The organism is Halorubrum ejinorense (genome assembly GCF_039522565.1).
GTDB lineage: Archaea > Halobacteriota > Halobacteria > Halobacteriales > Haloferacaceae > Halorubrum > Halorubrum ejinorense.
In genome coordinates this window covers 1-22,558 of record NZ_BAAADQ010000001.1, presented here as the reverse complement: position 1 = coordinate 22,558, position 22,558 = coordinate 1, and the positions used below count along the sequence as shown (strand labels likewise).

The 22,558-nt window shown below is 70.6% G+C and carries 22 protein-coding genes; 12 read left to right on the top strand and 10 right to left on the bottom strand.

Annotated elements, in window-relative coordinates:
* The first annotated feature begins 7 nt into the window (after positions 1 to 7).
* From ABDZ89_RS00110 to ABDZ89_RS00100, 3 genes are read left to right on the top strand one after another with little or no spacing between them, the layout of a single operon-like run.
* Positions 8 to 1,024 (top strand): 5-methyltetrahydropteroyltriglutamate--homocysteine methyltransferase, encoded by a 1,017-nt coding sequence (locus tag ABDZ89_RS00110; RefSeq protein ID WP_343775313.1) that lies wholly within the window; start codon positions 8 to 10, stop codon positions 1,022 to 1,024.
* The gene (locus tag ABDZ89_RS00105; RefSeq protein WP_343775311.1) at positions 1,024 to 2,097 is read left to right on the top strand and encodes a methionine synthase; all 1,074 of its coding nucleotides are present in this window, start codon (positions 1,024 to 1,026) and stop codon (positions 2,095 to 2,097) included. Before ABDZ89_RS00110 ends, ABDZ89_RS00105 begins: the two co-directional genes overlap by 1 nt.
* 44 nt (positions 2,098 to 2,141) lie before the next feature.
* On the top strand, positions 2,142 to 2,891 hold the full coding sequence (locus ABDZ89_RS00100) for a sugar phosphate isomerase/epimerase family protein (protein WP_343775309.1): 750 nt from the start codon (positions 2,142 to 2,144) through the stop codon (positions 2,889 to 2,891).
* A 9-nt stretch (positions 2,892 to 2,900) separates the two neighbouring features.
* Here ABDZ89_RS00100 and ABDZ89_RS00095 read toward each other — a convergent pair whose 3' ends face one another.
* From ABDZ89_RS00095 to ABDZ89_RS00085, 3 genes are all read right to left on the bottom strand, one after another.
* Entirely contained in the window at positions 2,901 to 3,785 is an 885-nt protein-coding gene (locus tag ABDZ89_RS00095; protein ID WP_343775306.1) for a DUF7547 family protein, read from the bottom strand.
* Positions 3,786 to 3,863: 78 nt separating this feature from the next.
* The gene (locus tag ABDZ89_RS00090) at positions 3,864 to 5,144 is read right to left on the bottom strand and encodes a GNAT family N-acetyltransferase (RefSeq protein ID WP_343775303.1); all 1,281 of its coding nucleotides are present in this window, start codon (positions 5,142 to 5,144) and stop codon (positions 3,864 to 3,866) included.
* A 95-nt stretch (positions 5,145 to 5,239) separates the two neighbouring features.
* Positions 5,240 to 6,343: an NADH:flavin oxidoreductase/NADH oxidase gene (locus ABDZ89_RS00085; RefSeq protein ID WP_343775300.1), complete on the bottom strand. Its 1,104-nt coding sequence runs from the start codon at positions 6,341 to 6,343 to the stop codon at positions 5,240 to 5,242.
* A gap of 113 nt (positions 6,344 to 6,456) precedes the next feature.
* On the opposite strand from ABDZ89_RS00085, the gene ABDZ89_RS00080 reads away from it, so the two are divergent.
* Complete coding sequence (locus tag ABDZ89_RS00080; protein ID WP_343775298.1) at positions 6,457 to 6,618, top strand: DUF7331 family protein; 162 nt, start codon at positions 6,457 to 6,459, stop codon at positions 6,616 to 6,618.
* Positions 6,619 to 6,729: 111 nt separating this feature from the next.
* Here ABDZ89_RS00080 and ABDZ89_RS00075 read toward each other — a convergent pair whose 3' ends face one another.
* From ABDZ89_RS00075 to tbsP, 5 genes are all read right to left on the bottom strand, one after another.
* Positions 6,730 to 7,296, bottom strand: a complete 567-nt coding sequence (locus tag ABDZ89_RS00075) for a response regulator (protein WP_343775296.1) — start codon at positions 7,294 to 7,296, stop codon at positions 6,730 to 6,732.
* 224 nt (positions 7,297 to 7,520) lie between these two features.
* Positions 7,521 to 8,798 (bottom strand): aminotransferase class V-fold PLP-dependent enzyme, encoded by a 1,278-nt coding sequence (locus ABDZ89_RS00070; protein ID WP_343775293.1) that lies wholly within the window; start codon positions 8,796 to 8,798, stop codon positions 7,521 to 7,523.
* Positions 8,799 to 8,933: 135 nt separating this feature from the next.
* Positions 8,934 to 9,272: a cupin domain-containing protein gene (locus ABDZ89_RS00065; protein WP_343775290.1), complete on the bottom strand. Its 339-nt coding sequence runs from the start codon at positions 9,270 to 9,272 to the stop codon at positions 8,934 to 8,936.
* Positions 9,273 to 9,371: 99 nt separating this feature from the next.
* Positions 9,372 to 11,063, bottom strand: coding sequence for a YcaO-like family protein (locus ABDZ89_RS00060; RefSeq protein ID WP_343775288.1), 1,692 nt, complete (start codon positions 11,061 to 11,063; stop codon positions 9,372 to 9,374).
* 235 nt (positions 11,064 to 11,298) lie between these two features.
* Positions 11,299 to 12,126, bottom strand: a complete 828-nt coding sequence (gene tbsP, locus ABDZ89_RS00055) for a transcriptional regulator TbsP (protein WP_343775285.1) — start codon at positions 12,124 to 12,126, stop codon at positions 11,299 to 11,301.
* A 265-nt stretch (positions 12,127 to 12,391) separates the two neighbouring features.
* On the opposite strand from tbsP, the gene glyA reads away from it, so the two are divergent.
* From glyA to ABDZ89_RS00015, 8 genes are all read left to right on the top strand, one after another.
* Entirely contained in the window at positions 12,392 to 13,639 is a 1,248-nt protein-coding gene (glyA, locus tag ABDZ89_RS00050; protein ID WP_343775282.1) for a serine hydroxymethyltransferase, read from the top strand.
* 101 nt (positions 13,640 to 13,740) lie between these two features.
* Complete coding sequence (locus tag ABDZ89_RS00045) at positions 13,741 to 14,151, top strand: DUF3054 domain-containing protein (RefSeq protein ID WP_343775280.1); 411 nt, start codon at positions 13,741 to 13,743, stop codon at positions 14,149 to 14,151.
* Positions 14,152 to 14,366: 215 nt separating this feature from the next.
* A complete protein-coding gene (locus ABDZ89_RS00040) occupies positions 14,367 to 14,579 on the top strand; it encodes a DUF8015 family protein (protein WP_343775277.1) in 213 nt (70 codons plus the stop codon).
* Between the two features lie 91 nt (positions 14,580 to 14,670).
* Positions 14,671 to 15,672, top strand: a complete 1,002-nt coding sequence (locus ABDZ89_RS00035; RefSeq protein WP_343775274.1) for an ornithine cyclodeaminase family protein — start codon at positions 14,671 to 14,673, stop codon at positions 15,670 to 15,672.
* Between the two features lie 66 nt (positions 15,673 to 15,738).
* Positions 15,739 to 16,281, top strand: a complete 543-nt coding sequence (locus ABDZ89_RS00030) for a metallophosphoesterase (RefSeq protein WP_343775271.1) — start codon at positions 15,739 to 15,741, stop codon at positions 16,279 to 16,281.
* A gap of 140 nt (positions 16,282 to 16,421) precedes the next feature.
* The gene (locus ABDZ89_RS00025) at positions 16,422 to 17,591 is read left to right on the top strand and encodes an inorganic phosphate transporter (RefSeq protein WP_343775268.1); all 1,170 of its coding nucleotides are present in this window, start codon (positions 16,422 to 16,424) and stop codon (positions 17,589 to 17,591) included.
* Between the two features lie 103 nt (positions 17,592 to 17,694).
* Entirely contained in the window at positions 17,695 to 18,114 is a 420-nt protein-coding gene (locus ABDZ89_RS00020) for a universal stress protein (protein WP_343775265.1), read from the top strand.
* Between the two features lie 75 nt (positions 18,115 to 18,189).
* The gene (locus tag ABDZ89_RS00015; RefSeq protein WP_343775262.1) at positions 18,190 to 19,911 is read left to right on the top strand and encodes an aldehyde ferredoxin oxidoreductase family protein; all 1,722 of its coding nucleotides are present in this window, start codon (positions 18,190 to 18,192) and stop codon (positions 19,909 to 19,911) included.
* A gap of 52 nt (positions 19,912 to 19,963) precedes the next feature.
* On the opposite strand, the gene ABDZ89_RS00010 is transcribed toward ABDZ89_RS00015, so the two are convergent.
* Positions 19,964 to 21,628, bottom strand: coding sequence for an ATP-binding protein (locus tag ABDZ89_RS00010; protein WP_343775259.1), 1,665 nt, complete (start codon positions 21,626 to 21,628; stop codon positions 19,964 to 19,966).
* On the bottom strand, positions 21,625 to 22,443 hold the full coding sequence (locus ABDZ89_RS00005) for a DUF5806 family protein (RefSeq protein ID WP_343775256.1): 819 nt from the start codon (positions 22,441 to 22,443) through the stop codon (positions 21,625 to 21,627). Before ABDZ89_RS00005 ends, ABDZ89_RS00010 begins: the two co-directional genes overlap by 4 nt.
* Positions 22,444 to 22,558: the final 115 nt, after the last annotated feature.

Below are 22,558 nucleotides of genomic sequence, written 5' to 3'. Positions count from 1 at the left end.
ACGGGTAATGACCGAACGAGTCGCGGCCACGCCGGGGTTGTACCCGCTCCCGGACGGAGCGAAAGAGACGCTCTCCGACCTGAAGGGCCACCAGAAGGGTGACCTCCTGAGCGGCGACGAGAGCGCGGCGATCGTCGCGGAGTACGACGAGGTGCGCGAGGCGTACGTCGGCCACCAACTCGACGCCGGCCTCGACCTGATATCCGAGGGGCAGGGTCGCTGGGACGACATGATCGCACACCCCTTAACCGTCAGCGACGCCGTCGAGACCGGTGGAATCGTCCGATACTACGATAACAACAACTTCTACCGCGACCCGCGCGTCGTCGACGACCTCGGCTTCTCGGGCGACGTGGCCGGTGAACTGTCCGACGCGGCCGACCTGCTCGCGGACGCCGACGGCGCCGCGGACGCGTCGCTCGCGGCGACGCTCCCCGGCCCGTACTCGCTCGCCGACCTCGCGACGGACGACCACTACGGCGACGCGGCCGAGTTCCAGGCGGCGGTCGCGGAGTTCCTCGCCGGCGAGGTCGAGGCGTTCCCGTCCCACGAGACGCTGTTCCTCTTGGAGCCCTCGCTCGTCACGAACCCGCCCGCCGAGGGCGACGAGTCGACCGCGACGGACGCCATCGCGACGGTCGCCGACGCCACCGACGCCGACGTGGTCGTCCAGACGTTCTACGGCGCGCTCGGCGAGAAGCTGTACGCCCACCTCGTCGACGAGGCCGGAGCGGACGCGCTCGGCCTCGACCTGGTCGCCGGCGACCGCGACGACACCGTCTACAACGTTCAGGAGTTCGGCTCGACCGACTCGCTCTCGCTCGGTCTCGTCGACGGACAGAACACGCTCGTCGAGGAGCCGGAGACGGTCGCCGAGCGCGTCGAGTGGTTCGAGTCGCAGATCCCGTTGGAGGGCTTCGACCGGACCTACCTCACGCCGAACACCGAGCTGTTCTACCTGCCCGAAAACAAGTACCGCGCGAAGCTGAACGCGCTCGCCGCCGCCGCGGAGGTGCTCGACTGATGGTCCGAAACCCAGACGCGAACCGCGACCAGTTCCGCCCGCACGACCACCCGAACGACGCGTTCCTGCTGACGACCGTCGTCGGCTCGTACCCGAAGCCGAAGTGGCTGAACCGCGCGGACGAGCTCGTCGACGACCCCGACTCGAAGTTCGACGAGTCGGACCTCGAAGAGGCCCACGACGACGCCTGTCGGCTCATCACCCACGAACACGAGCGCGCCGGGCTCGACACGGTCGTCGACGGCGAGATGCGCCGCAACGAGATGGTGGAGTTCTTCGCCGACCGCATCGACGGCTACGAGTTCAACGGGCCCGTGAAGGTGTGGGGCCACAACTACTTCGACAAGCCGAGCGTGGTCGAGGAGGTCGAGTACGACGAACCGTGGCTCGTCGACGAGTTCGAATTCACCTCGTCGGTCGCCGAGCGCCCGGTGAAGGTCCCGATCACGGGGCCGTACACCCTCGGCTTCTGGGCGTTCAACGAGGCGTACCCCTCCACCGAGGAGCTCGTCTACGACCTCGCGGACCTGGTCAACGAGGAGGTCGAGAAGCTGGTCGAGGCCGGCGCGCGCTACATCCAGATCGACGAGCCCGCGCTGGCGACGACGCCGGAGGACCACGCCATCGTCGGCGAGGCGCTCGAACGCATCGTCTCGGGCATCGACGAGGACGTCCGGATCGGCCTCCACGTCTGTTACGGCGATTATTCGCGGGTGTACCCCGAGATCAACGACTACCCCATCGACGAGTTCGACGTGGAGCTCTCGAACGGCGACTTCGAGCAGATACCCACGTTCACCGACCCCGAGTTCGAGCCCGACCTCGCGCTCGGCGTCGTCGACGCGCACACCGCGGAGATCGAGCCCGTCGAGGATATCAAAGAGAACATCCGACAGGGCCTGCGCGTCGTCCCGCCGGAGAAGCTCACGATCTCGCCCGACTGCGGGCTGAAGCTGCTCCCCCGCGACATCGCGTACGGGAAGATGGAGAACATGGTGACCGCGGTCCGCGAGGTCGAAGCCGAGATCGACGCCGGCGAGATCGACCTCGATAACCCGCTCGCCGACGACTGAGGCGGCGACGCCATTTATAAGCGCGCGCCGACCGCACTGCCGACATGGACCTCGGCCTCACGGTCGGCGACGACCTCGACCGCTTAGCGGCGTCGTCGACGCGGTTCGACTTCTGTGAACTCGGCGTCGGCGAGCCGACGCTCGTCCCGGGCGAGATCGATCCCCGACGACTGACCGACGCGCTCGCCGGCCGCGACCTGCTCGTCCACCTCCCGTACAGCCAGCGGCTGGCGACATACGTCCCCGAGGTGAACGACGCCATCGTCGACTACCAGCGCCGGCTCCTGGAAGCGGCCGGGGACCTCGGCGCGGAGAAGGCGGTCCTCCACGCCACCTCCGCCGACCGCGACGACGTGGACTTCCGGGAGACGGCGGCCGACCAGCTTCGACGCGTCGCCGACGCCGGCCGCGAAGCCGGGGTCGAGGTCGTCGTCGAGAACGTCGGCCACCAACACGCCGGGCTCCAGCTCTCCGTCCTCGGCGAGATGGCGCGCGAGACCGACACGCCGGTCTGTTTCGACGTCGGCCACGCGTACATGGAGGGCGGCAACAAGGCGATCGGGCGGTTCCTCCGGGACCACGGCGACCGCGTCTCGCACCTCCACTGTCACGACGTGCGGCGCCGCGGCGACACGCACGTTCCGATCGGGGCCGGCGAGGTCGACTACGACCTCGTCGCGTCCGAACTCGCCGACTTCGACGGCACCGTCGCGCTGGAAGTCTTCACCGACGACGCGACGCTGCTCCGCGACTCCGCCGAGCGCGTCTCCGACCGCTTCGGCGCGTCCTTCTGACGCCGCCGATCAGTTCGCCGGGTCGTCGCGGTGTTCGTCGTCGGCGTGGTCCGTGTCGTCCGAACTGTCCGCTTCGGTGTCGTCCGTGCCGTCCTGACTGGCCGCAGTCGCGTCCTCGTCCGCTGCCGGATCGGCGTCTGCCGGCGCCTCCTCCGCCGCGTCCGCCGCGTCCGCGGCCGCCGTCCGGTCGTCGTCCATCTGTTTCTTTATCGACTCCAACTCGGACTCGACGTCGACCTCCGGGGCGTCGGTCTCGGCGTCGCCGTCGGCGTCCGGCGACTCCGCGTCGGCGTCCTCGCCGGGTTCGGTCACGTCGATCCGGACCGGGCTCGCGCCGTCCTCGGTCGACTGCGCCGCGTCTCGTCGCTTTCCGCCGTCCCGGTCCGCGCTCCGCTCCGTCCCCGAGCGGCGGTCTCGCGCCGCGTCCGCCTCTCGACGCCCCTCGTCGATGCGGGACTCGATCTCCGCGGTGAGGTCGCGGGCGTCGGCGATGATCGAGCGCGAGGCGGCCTCCTCGGGGAGGTCGGCCTCCGACAGCGCGGTCCGGAGCTCCGAGAGCGATCGCGAGAGGCCGGCGGTCGCACCGTCCCGGACCTCAGAGAGGCGGTCCCCCGCGCCCTCTGCCCCCTCGGCGACGCTCCGGCCGGGGTCGGCGAGCCGGAGGGTCCCCCGAAGCAGTTCGAGGGACTTGATCGTCGTCTCCAGCAGGGCGATGATCGTCGGGATCGTGTACTGTTCGGTGAACCGGACCAGCTCCGAGAGACGGGGCGGCCGCGGGGGACCGCGGCGGTCGCGTTCGGTCTCTCGGAGGTCGGCGCGAAGCTCGCCGAGCACGTCCTCGAGCTCGTCGAGCCGCTCCTCGAGGTCGTCGTCGCGTCGGTCGCGGGAACTCATACCGCCCGCTACGGCGCGAGCGCGTAAAAAGCCCGGCAGCGCCCCGCCTCCGACCGACCGCCGCCTCCCGGCGACCGCTCAGAACCCTTCTCGGAGGAACGTCCGCCGCGGCGGGAAGAGGGCCGCGAGGTCGGCCGCGAGCGTCTCGGCGGCCGCGGCGTCGACGTCGAGCGCGGCGTTCGCGCGGAGCTCGCCGACGCTTCGATACCCGGCGTACAGCTGCGAGAGCGCGTCGATGTCCGCGGTCACGTCGGCGTCGGTGGGGTCCTGCCGTTCGTCGCCGCCGGTGTCGGCGTCGGCAGCGTCCACGCGCTCGGCGTCGACCTCGCCGTCCGCGACCTCGACCCGGATCGGTCGGTCGTGCCAGTCGACGAGCGGGTCCTCGACCGCGAGCGTGAACGCGGCGTCGAGATCGGGGTCGGGCGCCAACTCGGCGAGCGCGTCGGCGGCGTCCACGAGCCGGAACATGGGGCCGGCTCGGACCTCCTCGGTCACCGCGCGCGGGTCCTCGACGCGGTCGAGGACGCTCACGTCGACGGGGAGTCGGAGCCGGACGCGTTCGACCTGCGAGTCGTGGTCCCGGCAGAAACGGAAGATCTGGTCCCACTCGGCGGGGTCGGCGACCGCGGCGTCGGAGACGACCATCTCCGTCCCGTCGCCGTCGTCGCGCTCCTCGAACGTGTACGACAGCAGCGCGCGGAGCACGCCGTCGCGCTCGAAGCCGTAGACGAACGGGTCGGTCTTCCACCCGCGGAGGGTCCGCTCGCGCCACCACGCCTCGGTCCGCGCCATCGTGAAGTCGTAGCGCTCGGCGGTCGCGGCCAGCAGTTCGGCGGCCGCGTCGTGGTCGTCGGCGTCGAGCCGTCGGAAGTGGCCCGCCTCACCGGAATTACCGCCCGGAGCGTCCGCTCCGGCGGCCGCGAACGCCAACTGCTCGGGCGGCGCCTTCAGCCACCGGAACCGGCTCACGGTCCCCCAGCCGTACCGTCGGTAGAAGGCGTGTTCGAAGGGCCACAGCACCGAGAGGGACACCCCGTCTTCCCGGTACTCGGTCAGCGACTCGCTGAGGAGACGAGCGATGTGCCCCTGCCGCCGGTGTTCGGGCGGGGAGGCGACCGCCGAGAGGCCGGCCGCGTCGCGGTCGCGGCCCCGAACGCGGAGCGTGAAGTCGTGGTGCCCACACACCGCGACGGGGTCGTCCCCGTCGAAGAGCCCGCGGTACTCGGCGAGGTGTTCGCGGTCGTCGTCGTCGGCTTCGGGGTCGTAGGGCCCGTCCTCGGGCGAGAAGGCGTACCGCATGAACGCGCTGAACTCGTCGTCGCGCTCCTCCGGGAAGGGTCGGTAGTCGAGACCGTCCATACGCGGTCGCCACCGGCGAGCCCGATAAGTCTTCCCGGCGCCTGCGTGGGGTTCTCACGCGGTCGGGGCGACGGCGGACGGGATGACCGAGCCGTTCACTCGAACTGCCCGCGGCGGTACTGGACGGGCCACTCGACGTCCGCGTCGAGCTCGTGGGCGGCCTCCAGCGGCCAGTGGGGGTGCCGGAGCATCTCTCGACCGAGCGCGACGAGGTCGGCGCGCTCGTTCCTGACGAGGGCGTCGGCGTGGGTCGGCTCCGTGATTCCGCCGACGGCGGCGACGGGCACGTCGGCCCCCTCGCGAATCGCCTCGGCGTACGGCACCTGGTAGCCCGGGCCGGCGCTCGGGAGCTGCTGGTCGGGGTGGATCCCGCCGCCGGAGACGTCGATCAGGTCGGCGCCGGCCTCGGCGAGGAGCGGGGCCAGCCGCACCGAGTCGTCGACGTCCCACGAGTCGCGGTCGGGGAGCCAGTCCGTCGCGGAGATGCGGACGAAGACGGGCTTGCCGTCGGGCCAGACCTCGCGGACGGCCTCGACGACCTCCCGCAGGAGACGGGCGCGGTTCTCGAAGTTCCCGCCGTAGGCGTCGTCGCGGTCGTTGGTGACCGGCGAGAGAAACTGGTGGAGCAGGTAGCCGTGGGCGGCGTGGACCTCCGCGACCTCGAAGCCGACGTCGCGTGCGCGCTCCGCGGCGGCCGCGAACGCGGCGATCACCTCGTCGATCCCCTCGGCGTCCAGTCGACGGGTCGCGGCCGGATCCCCCGACTCGCTCCGGTCGCCGCTCGGGTACGGTTCGTCGGTCGCGGAGACGGTCTCCCAGCCCCGCTTGCGGTCCGCCGGAATCGGACCGCTGCCCTCGGCCGGCGGGTGGTGGGACGCCTTCCGCCCGGCGTGAGCCAGCTGGATCCCCGGCGTCGCGCCCTGCGACGCGACGAAGTCGACGACCGGCTCGAGCGCCTCGGCGTGCTCGTCGGACCAGATACCGAGACAGTCGGGCGTGATCCGGCCGCGGGGCTCGACGGCGGTCGCTTCCGTGATGACGACGCCGGCGCCTCCCGCGGCCCGAGCGCCGAGGTGGACCTGATGCCAGTCGTTCGCCAGCCCGTCGTCCGCGGAGTACTGGCACATGGGCGAGAGCATTACGCGGTTTCGGAACTCCGTGTCGCGCAGCGTAAGCGGCGTGAACAGTGTATCGGTCACGGCTCGCCGAACGACCGCCGCGACGTAAGGCCCTCCGATCCCCTGCCCGGATCGCCGCCGCTGGTTTAGGCCGACCGAAATCTATAACACCACCGGCCCCTGACGGACCGGTAATGACAACGGGAGACCGGATCGAGCGGGACGCCGAACCGGCGGCCGACGAACGGCCGACCGTCGCCGCGACCCGCTGTTCTCAAGAGCGGACCGTCTTCGCGGAACAGGGCAACACCGACGCGTGGATCGCGACCGACCTCACGGTCGACCTCGAACGGTAACTCGCCGACCGGGCCACGACTGACCCCTCTGCCGTCACTCTCCGAGCGACGCGTAGCCTTCGCGGCTCCGCGCGCCGTGTCGCCTTCGCGGCTCCGCGCGCCGTCCCGTCGTCACTCCTCCGAACGGAGCGCCGCTCCCGTCCTTCCGAGCGCGTCGGGCCGCGCGGCGACCTCCGACCTCGGGCGCCGATCGCGGACCCCGCGCTCCTCGACGAGCGACCGCACGCGATCGAGCAGCGCGACGTAGCGCCCGCGCCCGGCGCCCTTCTCGAAGTACGCGTCCGCCCCGGCCTCGAAGGCCGCCGCCTCCGCGTCGTCGCTCGGACACGTCGTGTGGAACACGACCGGGACGTCGTCGCCCCGCTCTCGGAGCCGCGCCGCGAGCTCGACGCCCGACCCCTGCTGGAGCCGGTGTTCGGCGACGACGCAGTCGACCGCGACCCACTCGTCGCCTCGCTCGACACCGGCCGCGACCGCGTCGAGCGCGTCCGGCAGCCGCTCGACTGCGTTCACCCGAAACCGTCCGTCGGCCCGCGCCGCGAACGCCGCGAAGAGCTCGGCACAGCCGGGGTTGGGCTCGACGAGGAGCACGGTGATCGGCTCCTCGTCGGGCGTCTCGGAGCGGTCGGCTGCGGTGTCGTCGGGGGCTGGGTCAGGCCGTTGGGTTGAATCGGTCATTCGTGGCGTACAGCGGCGACGGCTCGACGAGAGACGACGGGCGACAGGCGCTGTGATTATTCTTCGTCCGTTATTTGCGCGGGCCGAACATAATAATTCCGCGATCACCGTTCTCACGCCTCAAGACGACGATTGTCGGGTAATACTACCGAGCGATCGCAAGACGTGAATCGGATATTTTTGCGACGGCGCGCATCGGCCTCGCGCGGACGCCGCGAGGCCGCCTACGCGAACAGGTCGCGCGCTTCGCGGACGGCGTCGACGAGCGCGTCGACCTCCTCGACGGTGTTGTAGACGTAAAACGAGGCCCGCGCGGAGGCGGCGATACCCAGTTCGTCGTGGAGCGGCTGCGTACAGTGGTCGCCGGCGCGGATCGCGACGCCGTAGTCGTTGAGGATGCTGGAGAGGTCGTGCGCGTGGACGCCGTCGACGTTGAACGCGACGAGCCCGCCGCGGTCGTCGCCCGGCGGCCCGTAGATCTCGACCCCGCCGAGCGCCTCGAGCTCGTCGTAGGCGTACGCCGTCAGCAGGTCCTCGTGCGCTTCGACCCGGTCCATGCCGATCTCCTCGAGGTACTCGACCGCGGCCGCGAAGGCGATCCCCTGTGCGATCGAGGGCGTTCCGGCCTCGAACTTCCACGGGAGGTCCTCCCACGTGGAGTCCTCGAAGGAGACCCGCCGGATCATGTCGCCGCCGTAGAGGTACGGCTGCATGTCGTCTAAGACCTCCTCTCGGCCGTACAGGGCGCCGATCCCGGTCGGCCCGCACATCTTGTGGCCGGAGAAGGCGAGGAAGTCGACGCCGAGGTCCTCGACGTCGACCGGTCGCGTCGGGACCGACTGCGCGGCGTCGGCGAAGATCAGCGCGTCGCGGTCGTGCGCCATGTCGGCCAGTTCGCCGATCGGGTTCACAGTGCCGAGCGTGTTCGAGACGTGGACGACCGACACCATCTCCGTGTCGTCGTCGATGAGCGTCGCGGCGTCGTCCATGTCGAGTCGCCCCTCGTCGGTGACGTCGATGAAGCGCACGTCGGCGCCCGTCCGCTTGCCGATCTGCTGCCAGGTGACGAGCGACGCGTGGTGTTCCATCTCCGAGAGGACGACGTTGTCGCCGGGGCCGAGCTCTTCGAGCCCCCAGGCGTAGGCCACGAGGTTCATCGCCTCCGTCGTGTTCTTCGTGAAGACGATCTCCTCGCGCCCCTCGGCGCCGATGAAGTCGGCGACCGTGTCGTGGGCCTCCTCGTAGGCGACCGACGCCTCCTGGCTCAGCTGGTGGATCCCGCGGTGAACGTTGGCGTTGTAACCGCGGTAGTAGTCCGAAATCGCGTCGACGACCGGGTCGGGCGTGTGCGAGGTCGCGGCGTTGTCGAGGTAGACGAGCGGCGTGTCGTCGTCCGCGCCTTCGCCCGGCGTCTCCGGGTCCCCGCCGACCTTCCGATCGAGGATCGGGAAGTCGGCGCGGAGCGCTTCCACGTCGAACGGGTACTGTTCTTGGACTCCCATTACAGGCTATCGGGCCCCGAGCACTAACACACCTTCGGTCCGGTACGTCTTGCCCGTGTCGCGGACGGACGCGGCCCGCGACGACGGTTCCTCGATCGCCCCGCTCGCACCTTCGGTTCGGGTCCGGCCGCCCCGCTACTCCTGCCAGTCCGGGTTCGCCCGCGGCGGCGAGAAGATGTCGTAGCCGACGGCCGTCTCGTCGCCGCGGTTCGCCGCCGCGTGGGGCTCGTCGCCCGGGATCACGTAGGTGTCGCCCGCCTCGACGACCCGCTCTTCGCCGTCGACGACGAACGTCACCGCGCCTTCGGTGATGGTCCCGATCTGCTCGTGCGGGTGGTCGTGTTCGGGCACCGTCTCGCCCGGTTCGATCTCGAACCGCTGGATGCTCGTCTCCTCGCCGACGGCCCCCTGCGTGAGGAACACGCCGTCGACCGCCTCGGCCGACTCCGCGTCCGCGTCCGGTACGACGTCCATACGACCTCCGCCGACCCGGAGACACCTAAATCCGCGGGAGCGGGCAGTCCGGAACGTGGACGCGGCGTTGCGAGGTCTCCCCGCTCGGACCCGCCCGACTCAGGGGAACGGGTGGTACGGCCGGTCGAGCGCGGGCTCGAACCCCATCGACCGCGGCACCTCGCTGGCGCGGTCGCCGAAGAACGGGTCGCCGGTGAAAAGCGGCTGTGCGCCGGGCACGAGCACGCGCACCGCCTCGAAGCCCAGCGTCGCGAGGTCGCGCGTGGTCACTCGCGCGACGTACGGGTCGAGGCCGACGCGCTCGACGCGGTCGACGACGGCGTCGAGCTCCGCCTCCCCGGACAGGTCCGGCTCGCCGACCCCCTCCGTCGAGACGGTCGCGTCCGGGTCGAAGAACGCCGCCGTCTCGCTCGGCCGGTCCGCGTGGTGGCCGATCGCCGCGCCCTGCTCGTCGGCCGTCTCTCGGCCCATCGAGCGGAGTTCGGTCCAGTTCTGGAGCGCCTCGGCGAGGGCGCTCCGGGCCGCGGCCGCCGGGTCGAGGTCGGCGCCCGACCCCGCGGCGAACCGCGGCCAGTCCCCCTCGCGCTCGACCGCGACCGCGACGACGGGCACGTCCACGTCGGTCGTGACGAGCAGCGGCGTCACCGACAGCGACTCCGCCCGCGCCCGCTTCTCCAACTCGGCGAACCCCGGGTCGTCGACGTCCAGGCCGAGCGGCTCCGTCGTGGAGTACCAGCTCGTCATCGTCGCGTCGCGCTCGACGGTCTCGTACAGCCCCGAGAGCGCGGCGTCGGGCCCGGAGCTCCCGAGCCCGAGCCCGGTGGTGATCGGCGGCCGGTACCGGCGCTCCGGCGGCGGGAAGTGGACGAACTCCGCCGGGAGGCTCGCCGGCTCGCCCGTCGCGAGGCGCTCGCCGCGGACCCACGGCAGCCGGTCGTCGCGGTCGTACGCCTCGGCGCCGTCGGGGCGGACGAACGCCTCCGGCGTCACCGGGCTCGGGACGTTCGACGCCGGTGCGCGCGTGAACGACGCCGCCCGGTAGACGCCGGCGGCGTACCGCTCTAACCCCTCGCCGAGCGCCTTCATGAACGCGGCGTCCCAGCCCGCGGCGGCGCCCCCGCCGAAGTCGGCCGCGTCGGCGTCCGAGAACGGCGTCGTGTCCGCGATCCGAGCCACGTAGTACGGCACCGGGAACGACTCCTGTTCGCCGACCTCGCTCAGCGCGCCGAGACGGGGGTCGACGGCGCGCTCCGCGCGGCCGATCGCGTCGTCGAGCCCTCGCTCGACGTGCTCGCGCGGGAGCGCGTCGCCCGGATCCGCACCGCAGCCGCACCCCGGCACGGGCAGCAGCGTCCGCTCTCCGCCCGGCACCTCGACGACGGTGTCCGCCACCGCGTCGCCGGCGAGGAGCCGGATCGCCCGTCGCCCGGCCAGCGCGCCGGCGTAGCGCACCGCCGACCGGCGCCCCGTCGGCGCGTCGACCGGATCGGGGTCGCCGCTCTCGACGCGAGCGCGCAGGCAGTCGTGACAGGCGTCGTCGAACACCGTCACCGCGGCGTCGAGGTCCTCGAGGGGGACGCCGCCGAGTCCGCCGACCTCGACGGCGACCCACCGGTCGAGCAGCTCGTTCGCGGTCGCGAACGCCGCCGACCCGGCGGTGTCGACGACCACCGCCAGGTCGAACCCGTCGAGGAGGTCGGCCTCGACTGGCATCGCGTTCACCTCGACGTCGTCGAGCGCCGCCGCGGCCGCCTCGACCGCGGGGCCGTCGCCGACAAGTCCGATGTCCATGCCACAGTCGACGCGAGGCGCTGAAAAAAAGCCGCGGGTCCGCGACGCGCGCAGACGCCTCCGGTCTGGCCGCGGCGGGCGAAACGCGGCGGTCACGACCGACGGGAACGCGGCGACCGCGAGGAAGCGAACAACGGAGAGAGCAGTGAGAGAGAGCGGGCGGCGGCAGACGCGGCGGCGCAGCGCGAACGACGGGGCGGATTCAGGCGGGCCGCGGAGTCAGCCGGCCGCGGGGTCAGGCCGGGGTCGCGGCCATCATCTCGGCGGCCGCGGCGGCCAGTTCCTCGGCGTCGACGCCGCGGAGGCGCTCGTCGCCCAGCTTCAGGCGGAGCCGCGGGCGGCCGACGTCGATGGGGACCTTCTCGGTGTCGATGATCCCGAGGTCTTCGAGGCGCGTCTTGGTCCGCGAGAACGTCGCCTTCGACGCGATGCCGACGTCTTCGCCCCACTTCGAGATGTCGTAGAGGAGCACGTCGTTCTTCGCGGCGACGAGCAGGGAGACGGTCACCTCGTCGAGGTCGACGCCGTCGTCGCGGCCCCGCTCGACCGCCTCGAGGACGGCGTCGAAGTCAGCGCGTGCCTCGTCGCCGATCTCGGCCTCCATCGTCTCGCGGACCCGGCTGATAGCCGGCGTGCGGAGCGCGTACGGCTCCGCGTCGTCGAACGCGCTCCGGTGGTTGTCGTACACCTCGTCGACGAAGTCGCCGTCGTCGGTCGAGAGCGCGGCGACGCCGTCCCCGGCGCTCACGAGCGCGACGACGCGGGACGGCGAGACGAACAGCGCGTTGTCCACGGCGCCGTCGAGCACTCGGAGGTCCAGGTCGCCGTCGGCGATGAGGTCGGCGGCGCGGGACGCGACGACGAAGTCGTCTAACACGTCCTTGAGGGTGCGTTCGTCGGCGAGCATCGACAGCGCCGGCAGCTCGTCGCGCCCGACCGCGGTCTCGACCAGCGATACGATCGTCTCCGCCGAGGGGTCGACGACGAGGAGCTCGTCGTCGTCCCCGGCGAACGCCGCTTCGAGCGCCGCCTCGACGTCGGCCGCGAGTAAATTCGACACCATATGTCTCTCGGTATAAAAGCCAGTTGCGTATTTAATATTAACGGGATTTGAAGATCCAACAACTTACGTAGGGGGCCTCACGACGCCGAAAACCGGAGATCAGACTCATCTCCGATTGATCGGATCGCGGGCGCTCCGATTCGGGGACCGCGAGGGCGGCCTGACCGCCGGTTCCCCGGTCACGGCGGCGGCTCGAACGAGCGCGGCGAATCCCGCTCTCGACCGCGACGGAAGGATTAATGCGCGATCGCACCCGCGTTCATACATGGACAACGAGCACGTCCGGGAGGTCGACCCGGCGGTCGCCGACGCGCTGGCCGGCGAACGCGACAGACAGGAGGAGACGCTGGCGATGATCGCGAGCGAGAACCACGTGAGCGAGGCGGTACTGGAGGCGCAGGGGAGCGTCCTCACCAACAAGTACGCCGAGGGCTATCCGGGGTCCCGCTACTACGCCGGCTGCGAGTACGCCGACGAGGTCGAGGAGCTGGCCATCGAGCGGGCGAAGGAGCTGTGGGGCGCGGACCACGTCAACGTCCAGCCGCACTCGGGCACGCAGGCGAACCAGGCCGTGTACTACTCGGTGTTAGAGCCCGGCGACAAGATCCTCTCGCTGGAGCTGAACCACGGCGGGCACCTCTCGCACGGCCACCCCGCGAATTTCACCGGGCAGATGTACGAGGTCGAGCAGTACGAGGTCGACACCGAGACCGGCTACATCGACTACGAGGGGCTCCACGAGGCGGCCGAGTCGTTCGATCCCGACATCATCGTCTCGGGCTACTCCGCGTACCCGCGCACCGTCGAGTGGGAGCGCATTCAGGCCGCGGCCGACGCCGTCGACGCGTACCACCTCGCGGACATCGCCCACATCACCGGGCTCGTCGCCGCCGGCGTCCACCCCTCGCCGGTCGGCGTCGCCGACTTCGTCACCGGCTCGACCCACAAGACGATCCGCGCCGGCCGCGGCGGGATCGTGATGTGCGACGAGGAGTTCGCCGACGACATCGACAGCGCCGTCTTCCCCGGCGGGCAGGGCGGGCCGCTGATGCACAACGTCGCCGGCAAGGCCGTCGGCTTCAAGGAGGCGCTCGACCCCGCGTTCGACGAGTACGCCCAGCAGGTCGTCGACAACGCCGAGGTGCTCGCCGAGACGCTCAAGGGCCACGGGCTCTCCTTAGTCTCCGGGGGGACCGACAACCACCTCGTGCTCGCCGACCTGCGCGACTCGCACCCCGACCTCTCGGGCGGGGACGCCGAGGACGCGCTCGCGGCCGCGAACATCGTCCTCAACGGGAACACGGTGCCGGGCGAGACGCGGTCGCCGTTCGACCCCTCGGGGATCCGCGCCGGGACCGCCGCGCTCACCACGCGCGGATTCGGCGCCGACGACATCGAGGAGGTCGGCGACCTGATCTTCCGCGTCGTCGACGACGTCGACAGCGAGGACGTCATCTACGAGGTCGGCGAGCGCGTCGTCGAACTCTGCGAGGCGAACCCGCTGTACGAGTGACCGCCTGACGGGGCCCTGCTCTCGCCGGCCGCGATCGACACCCCTGCCGTGCCGCGGGACAGATCCGTGCGTAAAAGTGGGGGCGGGTCCCACGGGTCGGTATGGACGCTCCGTCGTTTCTCGCTAACCGCCTCGACCGCGGCGCCGTCCCGCTGGTCGTCGGCGACCTGATCGCGTTGGTGGTCCTCCTGACCGTCGGGACGCTCAACCATCAGACCGTCGAGTTCCTGACCGCCAATCCGCTGTACCTCCCCGGCGTGTTCGCGCCCTTCCTGATCGCGTGGGTCGCCGTCGCGCCGCTCGTCGGCGCCTACTCCGCGGGCGCGGTCGAGACCGCCAAGTCGTCGGTGCCGCTCGTCGTTCGGTCGTGGATCCCAGCCGCGCTCGTCGGGCTCGGGCTCCGCGCGTTCGTCTTCCGCGGCGGCGCGGAGCTGGCCTTCGCGGCCGTCATGCTCGTGTTGGGATCGGTCGCGCTCGGCGGCTGGCGGGCCCTGTACTTCCGCGTCCGGTAGCGCTTCGCGTTCTCGTTCCCGTTTCGAAGCCGCGCCGTCTTTCCTCCGCCACTCGCTCGACCGCTCCACTCCGTTCGCGTCCGCTCCGCTCGACCGTCTCCGGGGACGGTGATCCGCTCATAAGTTATGGGTACTATTGCTGTCCTATCGCAAGTGATCACGCCGAACCCAGAGAAAGATTTAATATCGAATTTCCACTAGTATTCAACGCACACATGACTGGATACTACGACTACGTCCTCGGGCTCATCCCGGCGGCGCTGATCGGTGTGACCGGCCTCCTCACCCTGATCGGACTGTCGCCGTCCGCGGCGCTTCCCGTCGGCGCCGTCGCCGCGGCCGCGGTGACGGCTCACGCGATGTTCGTCCGAACTCCAGTCACCGACGGCGCGCCCGCGGAGCGGTCGGGCGGAAGCGCCGCCGACTGACGATCGGGTCGCGCGACGGGCCGGCGCGGTGTCTCCCGCACCGACCGCCGCGTCCTGTACCGTTTAGTCCCCGCGCCCCGAGGGGCCGGGTATGACCGACGCCCTGTTCCTATCGAGCGCCGACGTCGACGACCTCGCGGTGCCGGCGGACTACGTAGCCGCCGTGCGCGACGCCTACCGCCAGATCGGCGAGGGCGCGCCCGCCGAGCCGCGGACGAAGCTGCTCAACCGCGACCCGCCGGGGATGTTCACCAACTACGCCGCCGTCCTCCCGGAGACGGGCGCGATGGGCGGGTACGCCTACTCGGCCGGCTTCGGCGCGGAGGACGCGTGGTTCATGACGCCGCTTTTCGACGCCGACTCCGGCGAACCGCTCGCGCTGCTCGACGGCGCGTCGATGAACCCGTTCAAGACGGGCGCCGCGGGCGCGGTCGCGGTGGATGCGCTCGCCCGCGACGACGCGACCGAACTCGCCGTGATCGGCAGCGGCGCGCAGGCGCGCGGCCAGTTGGCGACGACCGCGACCGTCCGCGAGTTCGAGTCGGTCCGCGTCTTCTCGCCGACCGCCGAGAACCGCGAGGCGTTCGCGGCGTCGTTCGACGGCCGGCTCGCGGCCGACGTGTCGGCGGTCGCGAGCGCGACTGACGCCCTCGACGACGCGGACGTGGTTATCACGGCGACGACCGCGAGCGACCCCGTGATCGCCGACGCCGACGTCGGGCCCGGGACGCACGTCACCGCGATGGGGCAGTACGATCCGACGAAGAACGAATTGCCTCCGGAGCTCGTCGCGCGGGCCACGTACGTCCCCGACCTCCGGGCGCGGGCGACGCAGGACGCCGGCTCGTTCATCGCCGCGGTCGACGCGGGCCTCGTCGACGAGGAGACGGGCATAACGGCCGATCTGGGGGAGGTCGTCGCGGGCGACCACCCCGGTCGGACGGGCGACGACGAGGTGACCGTCTTCGACTCCGGGGGGACGGGGATCGAGACGGTCGCGGCCGCGCACATGCTCTACGAGCGCGCCGCCGACGCGGGCCGGGGGAAAACCATCGACTTCGCCCCCGCGAGCGAGGCGCTGACCGGGGAGTAGGCGGCGGGCCGCGCGCCACGCGCCTCCGAGCGCAGGTTGAAGTGGCCCGCTCCCGTCCCGACGGGTATGCTGATCGGCATCGTCTCCGACACCCACGACGACCTGGCCGCCGTCGAGGCTGCCGTCTCGCTGTTCGAGCGCGAGGGCGTCGACGCCGTCGTCCACTGCGGCGACTTCGTCGCGCCCTTCTCCGTGACGCCGTTCGACGCCGGCTTCGCGTTCCACGCCGTCCGCGGGAACAACGACGGCGAGTGGGCGGTCGAGTCGACCGTCGACTCGTTCGGCACCTACCACGGGGAGGCCGGTCACCTCTCGTTCGACGGCGTGGCGGGGAGCGAGGCGACCGGGACCGACAGGGTCGACGTCGCGGTCACGCACGGGACGAGCGAGATGCTCGTCGACGCGCTCGTCGACTGCGGCGACTACGACTACGTGTTCCACGGCCACACCCACGCCCACGGCGTCGAGGCGCGCGACGGGACCGTCCGCGTGAACCCGGGCGGGCTCCCGATCCCGGTCGAGGGCGCCGACGACTCCTTCCGGGTCGCGACGCTCGACACCGCCGCGTCCGGGGCCGAGGCGGTGACACACCACCTCCTCGACGGCTGAACGCGGTTCGACCCGGGGCCGCCTCGTAGACCGGGTCGAACGTTTCACGAGCGGCGTACCGCGCGGCGGCGCGTCATAACTTATTCATATTATTACGGTCGCATCGGTGTGCTTATTCCTACTACCGGTGATTACCGACCATGGCTATCGGTCTCGTCCTTTTTGCGGGCGTCGCAGCGTCGTTGTTCGTCGGATTCAATATCGGCGGGTCGTCGACCGGCATCGCGTGGGGACCGGCGGTCGGCGCGCGCATCCTCTCGAAGACCGCGGCCGCCGCGTTGATGACGTTCTTCGTGTTTCTCGGCGGGATCACGGTCGGACGAAACGTCATGGACACGCTCGCGGGAGACATCATCACGATCCCGATAACGCTCGAAGCCGGGGTCGGCGTGCTGTTTTTCATCGGTCTCGGCATCCTCATCGCGAACGTCTTCGGCGTCCCCGTCCCGACCTCGATGACGACGGTCGCGTCTATCGCCGGACTCGGGCTCGCAACCGAAACGCTCAATTACGAAACCATCGGCTCGATCGTCTCGTGGTGGATCGTCACCCCGATCATCGGACTATGGATCGGCGCGGTGATCGGGCGCTACGTCTATCCCGAGCTCGACCGACGGTATTCGATCAGAGTCTCCGACGGACCGCTTCTGGTCCTCGACCGAAGCGGTCCGGTCCCGCGTCCCGCGTACGGACCGAACACGGACCGACGGGAGTTCGCCACTACGGCGCTCGTGTTGACCATCGGCTGTTATATGGCGTTCAGTGCCGGCGCGAGCAACGTTCCGAACGCGGTCGCACCGCTCGTGAGCAGCGGCGCGGTCGGCGAAGTGAACGCGATCGCTCTCGCGACCGTCGCGATCGGAGTCGGCGGGTTCACGATCGCGCGTCGGACGATGGAGTCGGTCGGAACGGAACTGAGCGACATTCCGCTGTTGGCCGCGCTCATCGTGATGACGACCGCCGCCACGATCACGACCGCGCTCTCGTACGCGGGAATCCCGATAAGCCTCGTGATGGCGATGGTGATGACGATCGTCGGGCTCGGATGGGGGCGGGCCACGCGTCCCGTCAGGGTCAGCGACGTGGTGACGGGCCGCTCGGACGCGGAGATATCGACGGGCGCGATCACCGCCTCGAACGGCGACACGACGAATCCCATCGGCCAACCGGAGTCGGAAGCGGCGCTCAACGCCGGTAACCTGTTCAACCCGCGAGCGATCCTGAAGTACGTCTCGATGTGGATAATCGGCCCGTCGGTGGCCTTGCTGCTCTCGTACGGGTTCTTCCTCTTCGTGCCGTTCGTCGGTTGATTCTCGTCGCCGACATCCCTACGCTACCATCTCGGAACGTGCTCGGGACACCACAGAATCACCGACCACCTGGTTTCATACTCGCCTGACGCGTAGATATCGTATGATCTCTAGCGTGCTGGTCCCGATGGACGGCTCGGAGATGGCGGAGCGGGCGCTCCGGTACGCGCTCGAGGTACACCGGGACGCCGCGATCACCGTACTCCACGTCGTCGGTGAGCCGTCATCGATGATGGGTCGTGCGACCGGGATCGCGCTCGCCGACGATCCGCAAGCCGCCGCGCAAGAAGCGGCGAGCGACCTGTTCGACCGCGCTCGCGAGATCGCGGCCGAGTCCGACCGCGAGATCGAGACGGTCGTTCGGGTCGGTCACCCCGCCCGAGCGGTGCTGAACATGACCGACGACTTCGACGCGGTCGTCGTCGGAAGCCACGGCGGCAGCCTCGCCGACCGGCTGCTCGTCGGCAACGTCGCGGAGAAGATCGTTCGGCGATCGGCGGCGCCGGTGACGGTGGTCAGGTAGGCCGCCGTCGCCCGCGGCCACGTCGACCGCGATCTCACCCCGAGTTTTATCGCCGCGCGCTCGCTCCGTACGCCCATGAGACACGCACAGGGGCCGCTCCTCACGATCGACCTGACGGAGCGGACCGCGTCGACGACGCCGATCGGCGACCGGCTCGCGTCGTTCCTCGGCGGTCGCGGGCTCAACACGTCGCTCGCGTACGACCGGATCCCGTTCGACGCCGACCCGCTCGGCCCGGAGAACCGGCTCTACCTCTCGACCGGGCCGATGCAGTACTCGGCGACCTCCTACACCGGTCGGATGGCCGCCACGGGCCTCTCGCCGCTCACGAACGGCCTGCTGTCGTCGAACGCGGGCGGGTTCCTCTCGCGGAACTTCACGGGCGCGGGGTACGCCGCGGTCGAGCTGGTCGGCGCGAGCGACGAGCTGCTCGCGGTCCACGTCCGCGAGGTCGGTCAGGACGGCGAGCCCGACGTGACCTTCGAGGAGGTGCCCGACCTCGAACAGGCCGAGGTGTCGGCCGTCTCCGACCGCTTCGCCGAGAGCCACGACCTCGAACCGGAACACGTCGCCTGCGTCGGTCCCGCGGGCGAGAACGAGGTGCGGTTCGCGTCGGTCATGACCTCCGACACGCGGGCGTTCGGGCGCGGCGGGCTGGGCGCCGTCCTCGGGTCGAAGGGCGTGAAGGCGCTGACCTTCGACGGCGAGGCGGACGCCGGTGTCGACGTCGACTGGCCCGACGAGGCGGGCGAGGTCCACCGCGAGGCAGCCACCTCCGACTCGATAATGAAACGGCAGGGGACGACGAGCGTGACGGAGCTCGCCAACGAGGTGGACGCGCTCCCGTCGTACTACTTCGCCGAGACCTCCTTCGAGGGCGTCGAGGGCATCTCCGGCGACCGGGTCGAGGAGAAGAAGTACAAGAAGGGGACCTGTTCGAGCTGCGCGTTCGCCTGTAAGCTCCCGACCCGCGACGAGGAGACGGGCGTCGAGACGGAGGGGCCGGAGTTCGAGACGGTGATGGCGTTCGGCTCGAACGCGGGCGTCGACGACGTGGTCGACGTGATGCGCGCGAACGAGCTGTGCGACGAGCTCGGGATGGACACCATCTCCTGTGGCGACGTCGTCTCGATGTTCCTAGAGAGCGAAGACGAGTTCGGCAACGCGGGGCTCGTCCGCTCGCTCGTCGAGCAGATCGCCTACCGCGAGGGGGTCGGCGACAAGCTCGCGGAGGGCGTTCACCGCGCCAGCGAGGAGTTCGGCGCCGAGGACTGGACGGTGAAGGGGATGGAGTTCTCCGGCCACGACGGCCGCGCGCTCAACGGCCAGGGCCTCGCGTTCGCGACCGCGAACCGCGGCGCGGACCACATGTACGGGGAGTTTTACCCCTACGAGTACCCGCTCGTCGACCCCGACGACGCCCTCGACCCGACGGGACTCGACGGGAAGCCGCCGAAGCTGGTCGAAAAGGAGAACCGCAACGCGGTCCTCGACTCGGCGGTCGTCTGCAAGTTCTCGCGGGGGACCGTCACCGACGACCGCCTCGCCGCCCTCCTCGACGCCCATTACGACGACCTCCAGTCGCTCGGCGCCCGGATCGTCGAGTTGGAGCGCGCGTTCAACAACGCCCGCGGCTTCGACCGCTCGGACGACACCCTCCCGTACGCGGAGGCGATCGAGGGGTTCGACGCGGCGCTCTCGGAGTACTACGCGATCCGCGGCTGGAACGACGACGGCACCGTCCCCGACCACGGCGACGGTCTCGACGCGGCGGGGCAGGCGACGGCCGACGACTGACCGCCCGCCGGGGACGCGCCGATCGCCCGCCCGCCGGGGACGCGCCGATCGCCTACTCGTCTCGTTCGGAACCGCTCGACTCGATGTCGGCGCCGCGGAACTCGAACCGGGCGCCGCCGCTCTCGCTTTCGGTGAGTTCGATCGTCCAGCCGTGCGCCTCGGCGACCTCGGCGACGATCTTCAGCCCGAAGCCGGTCCCCTCCGGGTCCGACGTCATGCCCGCCTCGAACACCTCCTCGCGGTCCGCGGGGTCGATCCCGGGGCCGTCGTCCGCGACGTAGAAGCCGTCGCCGTCCGGGAGCGCGCCGACCGTGACGGCGACGTCCGGGCCCGCGTGGGTGACCGCGTTGACGAAGAGGTTCTCCAGCGCCTGCCGCAGCCGGCTCCGGTCCGCGGCGACCACGGCGTCCGTCTCGACCGCGATCGTCGCGTCGGCGGTGTCGACGGTCCCCCAGCACTCCGCGGCGAGGTCGGCCAGCGGGACCGACTCGGTCTCGTCGATGCCGGCGCCCTGTCGCGCCAGCGCCAGCAGGTCCTCGATGAGCGCGTCCATTCGGTCGAGCGAGCGCTCGACGGCGTCGAGTTCGTCGACGTCGACCGACTGCTGTGCGAGCCGAGCCGTGACGATCTCGAGGTTCCCGGCGGCGACGTTGAGCGGGCTCCGCAGGTCGTGGCTCACGAGGCTGGCGAACTCCTCTAAGCGGTCGCGCTCGCGGGCCACCTCCGCCTCGCGCCGCCGGAGCTGTCGCTCCCGCTCGATGCGGACGAACACCATCGTCACCGTCGCCGCCCAGATGCGCGCCACGGCCAGATCGGAGTCGTCGAAGGCGTCGGGCTCCGTCGAGCCGACGTTCAACACTCCGTACCGACCGAGCGGGACGACGAGCTCGCTCCGGATCGTCGCGTCGTCTTTGTAGTGGTCGGGGTCGGCGCTGACGTCCGGCACGTAGGTCGGCTCCCCGCTCTCGAACACGTCCCACGTGATGCTCTGGTCGTCGGCGTCGAAGGTCGGGTGGTCGCCGACGACCGCCTCGGCGGTGTCGGTCCAGACGGCCGGTTCGAGCGCGTCGGTCTCCTCGTCGTACAGCCAGATCGCGACGATCGGATGGCCGAGCACGTCGTCGACGTACGTCACCGCCGCCTCGGCCGCCGCCTCTCTCTCGGTCGTCTTCAGCAGCTCCCGCGTCGCCTCGTGGAGGGATTCGAGCGTCTCAGTGCGGCGCTGGAGCGCCAACTGCCGCGTCCACTCGTTCGAGACGTCGATGGCGGTGACGACCGCGTACGCGTCGCCGTCGAGCTCGAAGGGCCCCACGCTGACTCGAACCGGCACCAACACGCCGTCGCCGCGGCGCACGGCGAGTTCGAACCCGTCGGCCAGCGACCGCGCCTCGCCGGCGCGCACGGCGTCGATCAGCGCCGCCACGTCGTGACGGGAGTCGTCGACCGCCGTCTCGTCGCTGCCGAAGTCGTCTTCGACCGCCACGTCGCTCTCGTCGCCGTCGGGCTGGAACGGCGTCACCGACGCGGCTTCCTCCCACTCCAACTCGTCCGGGTCGTGAAACACGTCTGCGACCGCGGTGCCGGTGAGCTCGTCCGGATCGAGTTCGAACACCGACTCGACGCTCGGCGTTCCGGCCCGCACGACGCCCTCGCTGTCGACGACGAGGGTCGGGTCCGGCGTCGCGTCGAGCGCCTTGGGAAACTGGTCCACGGTCACTCTTCTGCCGGGCTGTGAACGTGCCCGCACTCGGGACACCGGACCTCCTCCCCGCGGAGGTCGGCCGACGAAGCGCGCACGTCGCGCATCACCTCGCTGATCTTGTCTTCGGCCTCCAACTCGTCGGCGACCGCGAGGTCGACGCCCTCGACTTCGAGGAGGAACTTCGCGACCTCCGTCACCTCGTACATCATCTCGTCTAAGTCCTCGGCGGTGAAGAAGCCGGACATCGCGCCGTAGAGGAACGTCGCGCCCGCCTTCGTCACCTTCTCCTCGAAGGAGTAGCGGGCCTGGTTGACCGCCTGCGGCGTGTACGTGTCCGTCATGAACGGGACCAGTTCGGGGAGGTTCTCGCCGATCTTCGTCATCTCGACGCCCGTCTCCGTCCGGAAATCGGCACAGAGTCGAGCGATGGCCCACTCGCGGGCCGTGATGTACGTCCGGTCGCGGAGGAACTCGTTGACGCGCTCGTAGCGCGCCCCGTCCATCTTCGTGAACCGCTCGTACTTGCGGACGTCTCGCGGCACGTCCCCGTCGCCCTCGCCGGTCGCTTCGCCCGCCTCCGTGTCGTCGGCCGACGCGTCTCGATCCGCGGCAGCCGGCGTCTCGTTCGGTTCGTCCTGTTCGTCCGTCTCGCCCGGTCCGTCCGTCTCGCCCGGTCCGTCCGTCTCGCCCGGTCCGTCCGTCTCGCCCTCCGGCCGGCCCCCGGACCCCTCGTCGCCCTCCGCGTCGCCGCTCTCCGGAGGCGACCGGTCCGCGGCGGAGTCGCCGGTTTCGCCGGCCTCGTCGGTCGACGGACCGGTGTGATCGCTCATACGTCAGCGACTCCCGGGCGGGCAAAAGTGTTGTCGGTGGTGGCCGGCGGGTCGCGTTAAGTTTGGCGTGAATTGTGGTAGACGGCGAAGGCTTCGAGCCAGTTTTGAGCTGTCT